Origin of the sequence: Chroococcidiopsis sp. [FACHB-1243] (genome assembly GCF_014696895.1) — a bacterium.
Lineage (GTDB): Bacteria > Cyanobacteriota > Cyanobacteriia > Cyanobacteriales > Chroococcidiopsidaceae > Chroococcidiopsis.
In genome coordinates this window covers 1-12,705 of record NZ_JACJQX010000021.1, presented here as the reverse complement: position 1 = coordinate 12,705, position 12,705 = coordinate 1, and the positions used below count along the sequence as shown (strand labels likewise).

The window sequence follows — 12,705 nt, the reverse complement described above, 5'->3', positions numbered from 1 at the left end:
TATTTGGGTTAGCAGTAGGGCATTCGTTCCCCCTTTTTTAAGGGGGTTAGGGGGGATCGAAATCTGAAACTTCAAATGCGTCACTCCCGCTAGTATTGTCGATCGCGATCCAACTTTCAACTTGTGGTAGATCGCAGAGTCGGGTTGAATGTGAAAAAATATAAATTAGCGCTCGATCGAGCGATCGCCACACAACTAAATCCTTAACTTAATTCGGTCAAAACTCCAAAGATTAATAGAACCGCAAACTAAGTTTCCGTAATATTGCTGTAGTTGACGCTCGGTTTTCGTGATACACAGAATGAGTTATGTAAATTTCTATGGAGAGTTATTGTCATTATGGTAAATAGTTCTGACTTTCTGCATCCTCGCAGTCGTTACTATGGCAAAGTACAGCCTGAAAATTTAGTCTTTAACGCCAATCTCCAAGAATTCGCCCAGCATGTCAGTTACATCTGTAACTTAGAAACTGCCGGAAAAATTTCTCCAGATGAAGCATACAAAAAAATTCGCGACTTGTGGAAACAACTCAAACACTCGAAAAAAGAGTTAGGAATTGGTGAAAACCCATTTCAAAATGACGACAAGCAAAAAGATAGCTAACGTTCCATTGCCATAGCACGATGTTTACATCCGCGTTAAAAATTTCTCTTTTGTAGAGACGTTACATGTAACGTCTCTACATTTTTGATTATCCCACCAATACATTCTGTGCTAAACGCTTTGACTCTACCATCTGATAATATCCCTGTAACTGACGAGTAGCCGCCGCCCATCCCCAGCGTTCCGCCTCCAAACGGGCATTTTGACGAATGGTTTCTCGCTCCTGTTTTTGCTCTAACAGATGTAAAGTTGCCGCGATCGCCCCTTCTTCATCTCTAGGGTCAAACAAATAACCATTGACTCCAGATGTGACAATATCGACAATTCCACCTGAATTTGCCGCAACTACAGGACAGCCAGCCGCCATTGCCTCAAGTAAAACTAGTCCCAACGTCTCAGTCCGCGAAGGAAACAGAAACGCATCAGCAGAAGCAAACGCTGCACCAAGGTCTCTACCCGTGAGATAGCCGACAAAGTGGGTATTCGTTCCCGCAAAATGCTTCTCTAGCGCCGAACGATGAGGACCATCTCCCACCAAAGCCAAACGCGCCTCTGGAATTGCTTCTAATACGGGTTTAATCCGTTCGATTTCTTTTTCCGCCGACAGACGACCGACGTAGAGTAACAAGGGACTATCGGGATGACCTTGAGACAGCCGCGATCGCATTTCATGACAAGCTAAATCGGGATGAAATAACTCCGTATCAACTCCCCGCTGCCACAAGTCTACTCGTTGGATTCCGTGGCTGGATAGTTCCTCTACCATTGCCGTTGAAGTACACAGATTTAGTTCTGCTTGATTATGGGCGGTTTTGAGTAACTCCCACAGCAAGCCTTCCAACATTCCTAGTCCGTAGTGCTGTAAATACTGCGGTAAATGAGTGTGATACGAGGCAACAAGAGGAATTTTTAGCACTTTGGCATAAAATAACCCCGATAGTCCTAGTACTGCGGGGTTGACTACATGAACGATATCGGGTTGGAATCTCTCCAGTTCGTGACCGATCGCGGGACGTGGTAATGCCATTTTTAACTCTGGATACAATGGCAAAGGAAAGCCAGAAACACCGTAGACTTTCGCCCCTTTATATTCTGTAATCCCCCCTTCAGGAGCAACGACTAAAACGCGATCGCCGTTACGTTGTAAATGTTCGACCGTGTGACGCAACCGCGTGACAATACCGTCAACCTTGGGTAGGAAGGTTTCTGTAAATAGAGCAATTTTCATACTTATTGAGGGGCGCTTAGGCTGGGGAGAGTTACCAGCAAGTATTTTCCGATAATCTCAATTTCTTAGCAATGTTGGGATCGCTCACAAGATAGACAGTTGCTCGAATTTAAATTCTCCGCCAAAATAGCCATGTTCGGCTGCAAAGCGACCGATAGCTGGGCGATAAGCTTGGTATACCACAATAGACTGGGCATCGTATTGTGCCACGATATGATTTCCCGACTTTGGCAATCGGTCGATCTGCGATCGGTAAAGTTCTGTCACTAGCGGCATTGAAACAACACATTATCCCTCAACCACAGATTATGAGGGACAAATGACCAATTACCAATGACCAATGACCAATTACCACCAACTATCTTCTCCAAGAAACCTTGGGCAGAATGTGTTTTTTATCGACGCGATCTTGGTACTTGACCGCAAAATTAAGCAGAGAATCAAGCAATGCTTCTGAGAGGAAATGCGGTTGCAAGCCGAGACTCAGCAAGTTGGTGTTTTTGGCGTTGAAATAGTGTTCTTCCCGCTCGATTCTGGGATTATCGAGATTGTTGACTTCGACTTTTAGTCCTAGCGCATTGCTAGCTTTTTGCACCATGACAGCCAAGTCGCCGACGCTAAATAGTTCGGTGAATTGGTTGAAGACGCGGAATTCACCAGAATTAGCAGGATTTGCGATCGCTAGTTCGACACAACGCACCGTATCCCGAATATCTAAAAAGCCACGGGTCTGCCCGCCCTTACCATATACTGTCAGCGGATGTCCGATCGCTGCTTGGATGCAGAAACGGTTCAGCGCCGTACCAAACACCCCATCGTAGTCGAGGCGATTGATCAGCATCTCGTCCATGCCCGTCTCTTCTGTTAGGACTCCATAAACCACGCCTTGGTTCAAATCTGTAGCACGTAAGCCCCAAATTTTACAGGCAAAGTGAATGTTGTGGCTGTCATGGACTTTGCTCAGGTGGTACATACTACCTGGCTGCTTTGGATAGGGTAAGGTATCCTTGCGCCCGTTGTGTTCGATCGTAATGTACCCTTCTTCAATGTCGATATTAGGCGTGCCGTATTCGCCCATTGTCCCCAGCTTGACCAAGTGACAGTCGGGGAAACTATCGCGCATGGCATAGAGAATATTCAGCGTTCCAACGACATTATTTACTTGCGTCAGTACGGCGTGTTCGCGATCGATCATAGAAAAAGGTGCGGAACGCTGTTCGCCAAAGTGGACGATCGCTTCCGGTTCAAATTGGTGCAACGTTTTGCTCAAAAAATCGTAGTTAGTAATATCGCCGACAAACAAATCGATCTTTTTGCCTGTGAGGTCTTGCCACCTTTGAATCCGATGCTGAATCGTTGCGATCGGTGTCAGGGTATCTACTCCAAGTTCGAGATCCCAGTGCCTCCGTACCATGCTGTCTAGAATCCCAACCTCGTAACCTCGATTGGATAAGTAGAGCGCGGTTGCCCAACCGCAATAGCCATCGCCACCAATAACCAATACTTTCATCGTCTGTGCGTGTTACTCGCTGATATTCGCTAAATCTACCAGGTTTGTGTCCCCCTTTTGCGTCCTAAATAAGGAGTATATTTTCTGTACAATTGCCTAACCAATCAAAGCCTCTTGCCTCTTGCCTCTGACCTCCTATTTGAATTTTCGGATTTTTGTTAAAAAATGTTACATTTATGCCGTCAAAACGCTACGCCGTCTTGACACTATGCGAGTAAGCCGATAACGTGATATACATACCCGGGTAAGACGATTGAAAAAAATATGCAAGCTAAGCAAAAAGTTACGCTGTATTTAACGCCTGAACTGCATCGGCGGCTCAAAATCAGAGCCGCGATCGACTCGGAACCAATGTCAGAACTTGCTGCCCGCGCGCTCGCTTTTTATTTATCTCACCAAGAGTTGATAGACGAAGCAGAGTCATACGGCAACACGCACAGAGTTTATGCATGTCCTGAATGTGCAACGACGGTGGCATTGAACGAAGGCGAACTAGTATCCCTCAAGGATCAGCCGGGGGTAATGGAGCAGTCCAAGCCGGCAAGAGTTGCTGCTGAAGCAACAGTACAAGAAGGGCAACTAGCCCTTGCCAGCCACTAATTTCATTGAAGCTGATTCATCAAAGCTGAATCCGAAGCGCTGTCCGTACTATCTTTAGGGTCAAAAGTAAGGTCAAAGGCAATGAAAGAAGAGCTAAATATTCTCATACAAGCTCAATACCCGCTGATATACCTTGTGACCTCTGAGGAAGAGCGGGCTGAACAAGCAATAGCAACGATCGCCCAGTTAAGACCGCAGCGCCGAATATTCATCTGGACGGTGACGCACGGAATCGTAGAACACGGTCAGCCACGCCACGTCACGCAGCATAATACCGTATCTCCAGAAGCAGCGATCGAGTGGGTGATCCGCCAACGAGAGCCGAGCATATTCATATTTAAGGATTTACACCCCTTTATTGACGCACCAGTAACGACGAGATGGTTGCGAGATGCGATCGCCAGCTTTAAAGGTACGCAGAAAACGATTGTTCTGATGTCTCCGATGCAGCAGGTTCCAATCGAGTTAGAGAAAGAAGTTGTCGTACTAGACTTCCCGCTACCCGATTTGGCAGAATTGAACCAAGTATTAGAGCGACAGTTAGAGCAAAATCGCGGACGACGGCTGACAACAGATGCCAGAGAGAAATTATTAAAAGCAGCTTTAGGCTTAACGCGAGATGAGTCAGAAAAAGTCTACCGCAAAGCTCAGGTGACAGCGGGACAACTATCAGAAAATGAAGTAGAAGTCGTCTTATCCGAGAAAAAGCAATTAATCCGGCGCAACGGCATTTTAGAATACATTGAAGAGGATGCCACAATTGATGCCGTTGGTGGTTTAGAAGAGCTGAAACGCTGGCTCAAACAACGTTCTAATGCTTTTACTGAAAGAGCGAGAGAATACGGTCTACCTCAGCCGAAGGGAATGCTAATTTTAGGGGTTCCTGGGTGTGGTAAATCTTTGATCGCTAAAACGACATCTCGCTTGTGGGGTCTGCCCCTGTTGAGATTAGATATGGGGCGAGTTTATGACGGCTCAATGGTAGGTCGCTCTGAGGCTAACCTACGTAATGCCCTCAAAACCGCCGAGTCGATTTCGCCGACAATTTTATTTATTGATGAGTTAGATAAAGCCTTTGCAGGTACGGCAGGTTCAGCCGATTCTGATGGTGGTACGTCTAGCCGCATCTTCGGATCTTTCCTGACCTGGATGCAAGAGAAAACTTCTCCTGTATTCGTGATGGCAACAGCCAACCGCGTGGAAAGGCTGCCTGGGGAGTTTTTACGTAAGGGAAGATTTGACGAAATATTCTTTGTCGATCTGCCAACTGCAGAGGAGCGCAAAGATATATTCAGCATTCACCTGCTCAAGCGCAAACGCGATCTATCCCGCTTCGACCTCGATCAGCTAGCAAAAATTGCTGACGGTTTCTCTGGTGCAGAGATCGAGCAAGCATTAATCGCCGCGATGTACGATGCTTTTGCTCAAGATCGAGAGTTTACCCAACTAGATATTATTGCTGCAATTAAAGCAACGCTACCACTCTCTCGGACAATGACCGAGCAAGTAACGGCTCTGAGAGATTGGGCAAGACAGCGTGCTAGACCCGCAGCATCCTCCGTAGCTGAGTATCAGCGCATGGAGTTTTAAAAAGCTTTCTCCTACGTTCACAGGGGGAAAGGCTAGCCGCCCAGCTAGTAGATTACCTAAGCCGCATATCCCATCCCAAGACTGCGGCGACATTAACTAAGCTAAACCGTTGTCGTTTATCGTTACTATCCTTTAGGAGGAATCCCAAATGTCTCACTTTAGCACTCTGCGTACAAAAATCACCGATGCAGAAATCCTCAAGACTTCTCTGCGCGACTTAGGAATTAATGTTAAGACCGAAGCTGATGTCCGTGGTTACAACGGTCAGCGCGTTCGCTCTGACATCGTAGCAGTTCTAGAAGGCGAATACGATCTGGGTTGGTCTCGCAACAGCGATGGTTCTTTCGATCTAATCGCTGACCTGTGGGGTGTTGCTAAGAAGCACAACCAAACCGAGTTAATCAACTCCATCAACCAAAAGTATGCAGTAAACAAGACCTTGGCAGAAGTCAAGCAGCGCGGTCTGCAAAATGCCAATGTCAAATTGGTCGTGCAAAAATAAGTTCTCTGCGCGTTCCCAAGCTTGCGGGTTAACCAGATTTAGAAGGGGTTAACCCCTTTTTTTTGTCAATTTCCGTGTAGAGACGTTATATGTAACGTCTCTACACGGAAATTGATGCTAGATCTATGCTGAAATCAAATCTTAAATTATTGTTGCTGGGTGTACTAACTATAATATTTTCGTATTTTAATAGTATTTTGCAGCTTGAATTTCAGTATATCTACTGAGTTTTACAAATGTTAGAAAGATCGTATACATCATAACTGAATACAATCAAATACAACCGATACAACCGAATAAATCAGTGAGGTAATGAGCGATCGCATTGAGAGAAAATTTTTAGACTCATGCGACAGTTTTTGTATGGGTATCTAGATTTCACTCAAGCTGCAGCACCTCTCAACGAGTTTTTTTGCTTAATTACGGAATCTGCTGTAACAGATGTGGATCGCTATAAAGCGTTATTACTAACACACCTATCAACATTTGCTACTGGCGAACAGCGATCGCGATCGCTGTCAAGTTTTAGTGCTGAAAATTACATAAACAAATCGCTCTATCAAAAATTCACGTCAACTCAAAGCTTGAGCAAAAATGGCAGACAACATTAACGACTTACTAGATCGGTGCGAACAAAGATCGCAAGTGCTGACTCAATCGGCAGAACAAGCTAACGAGCAAGTCACTCAAATTTTAGAATTTGCTACCAATTTAGCGGCAAATCTCGCTTCCATCGCTGAGGAAGCATTTACTAAGTTTGATGCTCTCAGTGACGAACTAGAAGCTGCTGAACAAAACTTAGAGAGCGAAATGGAAGCTGCTAAGCAGGGGTTCAGCGATTTACAGCAAAAGGTAGGCGAACTGCAATCTCAAACAGAAGCAAAGATCGAGCAGATTGGCGAACAACTAGAAGAGTTAAAGAACCGGAAGGAAGAAATGCTTTCGGAAGTGGAGCAGGAAACCGAAACAACCAAATCGGGTTTTGAGGAGCTATCGAAGCTCGTGGAGGAAGTCGAGCAAGAAGCAGAGAAGCATTTAGAAACAGCAAAAGAGCAGATCGAGCAGTTTCACGGCAAAGTTGAGGATGCAGAAAGTCGTTTTGGCGATCGCAAATCCTCTGTTTTAGAAGATTTTACAGCTTTGACAGAAGAACTACAAAATCAGCTCGAATCACTCACAAGTGACTTCTCCGACGTAGCTAACGAGAAAAAAGACAAAATCAGTGCAGTTGAGAGTAGCTTAGATTCAACTTCTCAGGACGTATTATCAGCACTGACGCAAAAGTTTGTCGAAGAAGTTATGGGTGAACTAACGAGTTCAGCCGAAAAAATCACCGAAGCCACATCGCATTTGCAGGATGCAGGAGATGAGGTAAACGATGCATTAGACGGCAAGATAGGTGAGATTTTGGACAAAGTTGGTGAAGTTACTGACATTGTTGAAAAAATCGAACCAGTTCTAGATATGGTTGATAAAATCTTAGGCTAATCGATAACTTTTAATTTTGCTAAATTCAAAACAGGGATAATACAGCATGGCACAAGTGCTAGATTTTGGGCGTGATGTTGATGAAGCTAGTGAGAAGCTGAACGAATTATTAAGTATTCTCGAAACTGCTTGTACGCAAATGGAAGAAGTGTGTGCCGATCTAGAATCTGAAACTGAAACTTTAGATAAATCTGCCGAGAGTGTTAGTACAAATATTGAAACTTTAGCCGAATCTTTGCAGACGGCTTTAGAAGAGTTTAGCAATTCTGAAGAAGAAACGAAAGCCGAACTCGAGGCTTTGCAACAAGCAATGACAGAAATCGAAGGAAAACTAGATGTAGTTACTCAATCTGTAGAAGAAGCTCAGACCAATTTTGAATCAGAAATTAACGAGAATAAATCAGAGTTAGAATCAAGTTTAGAAGAATTAAAAGAAGCGTTTAAGAATTTAGAAGATACAATTTCTAATACTGAAGATTCTGTGGGCGAAGGTCAAACAGAAGCTAAAGAAAACATTGATAGTTTAACTGAGGTGATCGAAGAACTTCAGGAACAAATTGAAGCATTCCAAAGTGAGTTAGAATCAAAATTTGCAGAAATAGCAAATGAGATAAGCGATACTCAAACTGCTAATCTTGAAAAAGCTTTTAGCGAATACAGCGATAAACTCACCGGAGAGCAGCTAGACACAATCAACTCTGGTTTTGAGGAATTAGAAAATAATTTTAGCGAGTCTTTTGGAGATTTTAACGAACAAGTTACTGAATTTGCTGACGAACTCAAAGAACGATTGAGCGAAATGCTAGAAAATACTGGCGAACACGTAGAAGATAACCTCAAGAACGAGCTACAAGAATCCTTTGAGAATGCGATTCAGGAAGTTGTAGAAGGAATGATTGAAGAAGTAGCGGAAAACATCATGATGATGACAACAGGTTCGTCTGTAACAGGTGCGTTGAGTCCTATCTTACCAGCATTAGCTGCTGCCAAGGTTGCTACCGGAGCGATCAAAGCAGTTTTGGATTGTGTCGATATATTCTAAACGCTGTTTTCAACTCATCGATCGCGTCTCAACTATTGAAAGTCTAAAATATGAACGAACAATTAGGACAAACCCTGGCATCTTTATCCCAAATGGCGAGTGTATTTCCTGAAAAACTAGATGGTTTAGTACAACTATCATCGGAAGTTCAAGCAGAAGCCGATCGCCTGGTTAGCAATATTGAAGAAAAGCAAGAGCAGATCGCGGAAATTCTCGAACAAATTCAAACTGCACTAACCGAATTAAAAGAGGAAGCTACAGAGCATCAATCTCAACTTGAAAGCGAAATTGCCGAACTTGAAAGTGGAGTTGAATCTTTAACAGAATTTATCTCTGAGGCTCAGGGACAAATCAGTAGCGAAATTGAAACGACTCAAGGCAAAATTTCAGAACTCAAAGAACATTTAGATGAAAGTAGTTCTACAACTGAAAGTACGGGTGAAGAAACTCAAACCACGCTAACACAAGCTCAAGAAAAAATTCAATCCGGTCAGGATAAATTAACTTCTGCTGTAGAAGCAACTAGTAAAGAAGTAGAAACTTTCCAAGAAAAACTAGAAGAATTAAAATCTGCTTTCAGCGAACAGATCGAGCAATTCACTGAAAATATGGAGAAGTCACAAGGAGAAGTTGGCGAAAAGATTCAAGCTATGGCAGATACTTTTGTTGACTTACATCAAGACTTTGCTTCCAAGTTAAATGAGTTAAGTAGCCAAACTGTCAAAGGTGAAACGGACGATCTATTAAATCAAGCTCAAGAAAAAATTCAAGCAGAACTGAAAGAATTAATTACAGAAGCCGTTAAAAACGTGACGGATTCCGTAGAAGAGATGAGTCAGAAGATTTCTGGTTCTAGCGAAGATGCTTCTATTGCTCGTAAAGCATTAGAGCCATTATTCGACCAGCTTGATGAATTTATCGATCCGCTTAAAGATGGAGTTGAAGCTGTGAAAGATGTAGCCGAAAGCCTGGGAATAGATTTTGGCTAAAGCAATTGGGTGAAACTATATTAAAACTATAATCGAGGTAAATCGTGGCTGATTTTGAAACAACTGCAACAGAAACAGTAACTAAACTGACAGAATTATTAGGTGAAGCCGAGCAAGTACAGTCAGAATTAACAGGCTTGCGAGAACAAATTGCTCAGGTTTCCGAGCAAATGGATAGTCACTGGCAGACATTAAGCGATCGCGCTCAATCTTTATTAGAACGAATTAATAGCGCTAAGGAAGATTTGAGTGAAGAAGCTGAATCGCTCAGTCAAGAAGTCACTCAGCTCAAGGAAAATGTAGAAACTTGGCAGAATGAAACTAACGAAGAAAACGAAGCTACCAAAACAGAAATCAGTTCGTTTGGTGAAGACTTAGACTCGACTAAATCTGAGCTAGAATCGACTTTAGAGGCAGTAGAAGAAGTTTTTAAATCTCTTCAAGAAAAACTAGAGGAAGTTGCCACAGAGTTAGAGGAACAGTTTTCAGAGCAGGAAGATTTTCTCCAAAATGATGTATCCGATCGCCTAGAGAGTCACCAATCTGATTTAGAAGAACGAGTTTCAGAGTTTGAATCGTACATTAAAGATGAATCTGCTCCAGCAATTGCCGAATTAGTCAGCGAATTTGCAACTCAGGTTGAGGATGTAATAGAGCAACTAACTGAGAAAACCAAAGATTTGCAAGAATCGACATCAGATACAACTGAAGATGCAATCTCTAAATATAAAGAAACTCAAGAAGAAGTCTTCGATCGGCTGATGGATACGGCAAAAGATCTCGAAAAAATGATGGAGAAACTGAGCGGCTTTGTTGATAAAAGTAGTGATACAGCTGAGACTGCTAAAGATACCATGACTGAGGGCGTAGAAGCCACTAATGTAGGATTAAACGTAGCTCTGGGAATAATTGAAGATACTTATGAGATATTAAAGAAGTTTATTCCTTAGAAAAAATCCAAGTGTAGGGTGGGCAATGTCAACCCTGCCAAGGTGAGATTTTTCTTTGTCTAATAAACGAGCAGTAGAAACGCCGCTTTTGGATAAGCCAAGGATAGTATTTCGCAAAATACGTTTTGTTCGCATGTGAACGACTCCAACCCCTGCATAAATTTCCCAATCGCTCGCTATTTAAGAAGATAGTTCAACACACGGCAGGGTGATATGCAAACTATACAAGTAAACGTGGCGGAGCGCGATCGCCATCTAGCTACAGCAACGGAAATTTCCCAAGAATGGCGTTTGTGTCTCACTCAAGAATGTCCGGCGCAAAGCGATACTGCCCGAGAAAGCATAGTCCGTTGGCTGATTGGCGAAGATACAGAACGCTATCAAACGTGTAATTCTCTTCAGTTATCCATAGCACAGCAAGCTATGGAATACCGCTTTCGCATCCTCAAACAGCGATATTTAGGGGTTTCACCTCAGCAAGCATATCACCGCTTGACAATACGTTTGTGCAGTTTAGTGCTACTGCGAAATAAAATTCACGCCCTCGTTGCTTTGGGTGGCGATCGCCGTCGGGCAGTCGTTGATGTTTTGCAAGAAATTATCCAAGATTTATTGCAGCGCGATCGCTATTTGCAACAACAAACAGCTTGGATTGCGGCGTGTACTGACGATATGAGACTGCGAACTGCCTTGCTATTAACTACTGTAGAGGAATATTGTTTGCGTCCGATTCACAATCGACCTTTAATCGTGCATCGTTTTGTCAATTTTCTTCGCCGGACGCAGATGGGAGGAGTCACGCAAGTTCCAGAACGCAGAATTCTCAAACTATTGTCTGACGAATTCCTTTCTGATGATAGCGATCGCACTTGGAGCGCGATCGACGTGCGATCGGTCAGCGTGTATCAAGACAGCCAAACCCAAGCAGAACAGTACGCAGCCAGACATCTCGTGCAATCGGAATTTAGCAACTATTTAACTAACAATTTGGGAGAAACTGCCGCGCAATGGTTAGAACTATACTTGCAAGGTAGGTCTCAAGAAGCGATCGCCCAACAGTTAAATTTATCAGTCAAAGAAGTCTATCGACTGCGAGAAAAAATTGTCTACCATGCCGTGAAAGTATTTGGATTAAAACATCATCCAGAACTCGTGAGTCATTGGCTGGGAACGAGTTTAGAAGAACACAGTTTCGGTTTGACACCTAAGCAATGGCAGGAATTTTGGGAGCAACTAACTCCGAGGCAGCGCCAGGTTGTAGAGTTAAGAAAGTCTGGCAAAAATTTAGATGCGATCGCCTACACTCTCAACCGCAAGTTAAATCAAATTACTAGCGAATGGAATAAACTTTGCTTAGTAGCCCAAGTCGTGCGAAGTGGGATGAACTAAAATACTAATTTTTTTAGATAACAAGTTTTCGAGGCAATAAGTTTTTGAGGCAATAACTTTTTACTTACTCGATTCCTCAACGGTTTCAATCGCTGCTAAACAAAACTGAGAAACAGCCATAATCGCAAACACAGAACCAAAATAGATAGCAGTGAGGAATTCAACTGTGTTATCGAAAGGAATGAAGGCAGTCATGGTCATCGTCTCCTGAGAGGGAGCAGGGAGCAGGGAGCAGGGAGCAGAGGGGCTTCAGGAGAAATCCAAAATTCATCGAAGTGCGAATTGTTTTCCTTTCTTAGCCTTCTTTTCGCCTACTCTCTCGAAACAGTAGACCACCCTTTTGTGTTGTAGTCAAGCAAAAATTTTGCTTTTTTTTGCTGTCTGGCAACCGCTGCTATACGTTTACAGTAGCGATCGCTCGTTCGACAATTTGTAAGGCTGCGTCCACTTCTGCGGCTGTCACAATCAAGGGTGGCACGAAGCGAAGCACTTTTGGTCCGGCTGGCACGAGTAATAAACCTTCAGCGATCGCCGCTTTAACTACATCCGCTGCGGTAATTTCGCTGTCGGCAGCTAACTCCATCCCATTAATTAAACCCCAACCGCGCACGTCAGCAGTTAAGTTGGGATGCTTGGTAGCGATCGCGCGTAAGCCCGTTCTGAGCTGTTCGCCGCGTGCTTGCACGTTTTCTAACAAATTCTCCCGTTCAATTGTTTCGCACACCGTTAAGGCAACCGCACAGGCAAATGGGTTGCCCCCAAACGTACTGGCATGATCTCCTGGTGCAAATACATCGCAATGCTGCTTGCACAT

At 43.7% G+C, this 12,705-nt stretch carries 16 protein-coding genes; 10 read left to right on the top strand and 6 right to left on the bottom strand.

Going from position 1 to position 12,705, the window contains the following annotated elements:
- Nucleotides 1-46: 46 nt before the first annotated feature.
- Nucleotides 47-193 (bottom strand): hypothetical protein, encoded by a 147-nt coding sequence (locus tag H6G17_RS16555; protein WP_192158991.1) that lies wholly within the window; start codon nt 191-193, stop codon nt 47-49.
- 146 nt (nt 194-339) lie between these two features.
- Here H6G17_RS16555 and H6G17_RS16550 point away from each other — a divergent pair, with 146 nt between their 5' ends.
- Nucleotides 340-603 carry a hypothetical protein gene (locus H6G17_RS16550; RefSeq protein WP_192158989.1) on the top strand — a complete coding sequence of 88 codons (264 nt, stop codon included), beginning with the start codon at nt 340-342 and terminating at the stop codon, nt 601-603.
- Between the two features lie 88 nt (nt 604-691).
- On the opposite strand, the gene H6G17_RS16545 is transcribed toward H6G17_RS16550, so the two are convergent.
- The 3 genes from H6G17_RS16545 to H6G17_RS16535 form a co-directional block, all read right to left on the bottom strand.
- Nucleotides 692-1,831: a glycosyltransferase family 1 protein gene (locus tag H6G17_RS16545; protein WP_192158987.1), complete on the bottom strand. Its 1,140-nt coding sequence runs from the start codon at nt 1,829-1,831 to the stop codon at nt 692-694.
- An 84-nt stretch (nt 1,832-1,915) separates the two neighbouring features.
- On the bottom strand, nt 1,916-2,107 hold the full coding sequence (locus H6G17_RS16540) for a DUF4291 family protein (protein ID WP_192158985.1): 192 nt from the start codon (nt 2,105-2,107) through the stop codon (nt 1,916-1,918).
- Between the two features lie 82 nt (nt 2,108-2,189).
- Nucleotides 2,190-3,341 carry a UDP-sulfoquinovose synthase gene (locus tag H6G17_RS16535; protein ID WP_192158983.1) on the bottom strand — a complete coding sequence of 384 codons (1,152 nt, stop codon included), beginning with the start codon at nt 3,339-3,341 and terminating at the stop codon, nt 2,190-2,192.
- 264 nt (nt 3,342-3,605) lie between these two features.
- Between H6G17_RS16535 and H6G17_RS16530 the strand changes: the two genes are divergently transcribed.
- The 9 genes from H6G17_RS16530 to H6G17_RS16490 all read left to right on the top strand — a co-directional run bounded on the left by H6G17_RS16530 (nt 3,606) and on the right by H6G17_RS16490 (nt 11,891).
- Nucleotides 3,606-3,941, top strand: coding sequence for a hypothetical protein (locus H6G17_RS16530; protein WP_192158980.1), 336 nt, complete (start codon nt 3,606-3,608; stop codon nt 3,939-3,941).
- An 81-nt stretch (nt 3,942-4,022) separates the two neighbouring features.
- Nucleotides 4,023-5,531, top strand: coding sequence for an AAA family ATPase (locus H6G17_RS16525; protein WP_192158979.1), 1,509 nt, complete (start codon nt 4,023-4,025; stop codon nt 5,529-5,531).
- 148 nt (nt 5,532-5,679) lie between these two features.
- Nucleotides 5,680-6,033, top strand: a complete 354-nt coding sequence (locus tag H6G17_RS16520; RefSeq protein WP_015156354.1) for a DUF1257 domain-containing protein — start codon at nt 5,680-5,682, stop codon at nt 6,031-6,033.
- Between the two features lie 347 nt (nt 6,034-6,380).
- On the top strand, nt 6,381-6,644 hold the full coding sequence (locus tag H6G17_RS16515) for a hypothetical protein (protein WP_192158978.1): 264 nt from the start codon (nt 6,381-6,383) through the stop codon (nt 6,642-6,644).
- Nucleotides 6,628-7,521: a hypothetical protein gene (locus H6G17_RS16510; RefSeq protein ID WP_192158977.1), complete on the top strand. Its 894-nt coding sequence runs from the start codon at nt 6,628-6,630 to the stop codon at nt 7,519-7,521. The genes H6G17_RS16515 and H6G17_RS16510 overlap by 17 nt, the downstream gene beginning before the upstream one ends.
- 46 nt (nt 7,522-7,567) lie before the next feature.
- A complete protein-coding gene (locus H6G17_RS16505) occupies nt 7,568-8,563 on the top strand; it encodes a hypothetical protein (protein WP_192158975.1) in 996 nt (331 codons plus the stop codon).
- Between the two features lie 50 nt (nt 8,564-8,613).
- Complete coding sequence (locus H6G17_RS16500) at nt 8,614-9,552, top strand: ATP-binding protein (protein WP_192158973.1); 939 nt, start codon at nt 8,614-8,616, stop codon at nt 9,550-9,552.
- Between the two features lie 44 nt (nt 9,553-9,596).
- Nucleotides 9,597-10,502: an apolipoprotein acyltransferase gene (locus H6G17_RS16495; protein WP_192158971.1), complete on the top strand. Its 906-nt coding sequence runs from the start codon at nt 9,597-9,599 to the stop codon at nt 10,500-10,502.
- 213 nt (nt 10,503-10,715) lie between these two features.
- Nucleotides 10,716-11,891: a HetZ-related protein 2 gene (locus H6G17_RS16490; protein WP_192158969.1), complete on the top strand. Its 1,176-nt coding sequence runs from the start codon at nt 10,716-10,718 to the stop codon at nt 11,889-11,891.
- Nucleotides 11,892-11,951: 60 nt separating this feature from the next.
- Here H6G17_RS16490 and H6G17_RS34175 read toward each other — a convergent pair whose 3' ends face one another.
- Both H6G17_RS34175 and H6G17_RS16485 read right to left on the bottom strand, forming a co-directional pair.
- Nucleotides 11,952-12,086 carry a hypothetical protein gene (locus H6G17_RS34175; RefSeq protein WP_015156360.1) on the bottom strand — a complete coding sequence of 45 codons (135 nt, stop codon included), beginning with the start codon at nt 12,084-12,086 and terminating at the stop codon, nt 11,952-11,954.
- Nucleotides 12,087-12,285: 199 nt separating this feature from the next.
- Nucleotides 12,286-12,705: aminotransferase class III-fold pyridoxal phosphate-dependent enzyme (locus H6G17_RS16485; RefSeq protein ID WP_192158967.1), on the bottom strand; the 420-nt coding region annotated here is incomplete at its 5' end.

Excerpts from the sequence above, each read along its gene's own strand:
- H6G17_RS16550 (WP_192158989.1), top strand. The coding sequence starts at position 340 with ATGGTAAATAGTTCTGACTTTCTGCATCCTCGCAGTCGTTACTATGGC.
- H6G17_RS16545 (WP_192158987.1), bottom strand. The coding sequence starts at position 1,831 with ATGAAAATTGCTCTATTTACAGAAACCTTCCTACCCAAGGTTGACGGT.
- H6G17_RS16540 (WP_192158985.1), bottom strand. The coding sequence starts at position 2,107 with ATGCCGCTAGTGACAGAACTTTACCGATCGCAGATCGACCGATTGCCA.
- H6G17_RS16535 (WP_192158983.1), bottom strand. The coding sequence starts at position 3,341 with ATGAAAGTATTGGTTATTGGTGGCGATGGCTATTGCGGTTGGGCAACC.
- H6G17_RS16530 (WP_192158980.1), top strand. The coding sequence starts at position 3,606 with ATGCAAGCTAAGCAAAAAGTTACGCTGTATTTAACGCCTGAACTGCAT.
- H6G17_RS16525 (WP_192158979.1), top strand. The coding sequence starts at position 4,023 with ATGAAAGAAGAGCTAAATATTCTCATACAAGCTCAATACCCGCTGATA.
- H6G17_RS16520 (WP_015156354.1), top strand. The coding sequence starts at position 5,680 with ATGTCTCACTTTAGCACTCTGCGTACAAAAATCACCGATGCAGAAATC.
- H6G17_RS16515 (WP_192158978.1), top strand. The coding sequence starts at position 6,381 with ATGCGACAGTTTTTGTATGGGTATCTAGATTTCACTCAAGCTGCAGCA.
- H6G17_RS16510 (WP_192158977.1), top strand. The coding sequence starts at position 6,628 with ATGGCAGACAACATTAACGACTTACTAGATCGGTGCGAACAAAGATCG.
- H6G17_RS16505 (WP_192158975.1), top strand. The coding sequence starts at position 7,568 with ATGGCACAAGTGCTAGATTTTGGGCGTGATGTTGATGAAGCTAGTGAG.
- H6G17_RS16500 (WP_192158973.1), top strand. The coding sequence starts at position 8,614 with ATGAACGAACAATTAGGACAAACCCTGGCATCTTTATCCCAAATGGCG.
- H6G17_RS16490 (WP_192158969.1), top strand. The coding sequence starts at position 10,716 with ATGCAAACTATACAAGTAAACGTGGCGGAGCGCGATCGCCATCTAGCT.
- H6G17_RS34175 (WP_015156360.1), bottom strand. The coding sequence starts at position 12,086 with ATGACTGCCTTCATTCCTTTCGATAACACAGTTGAATTCCTCACTGCT.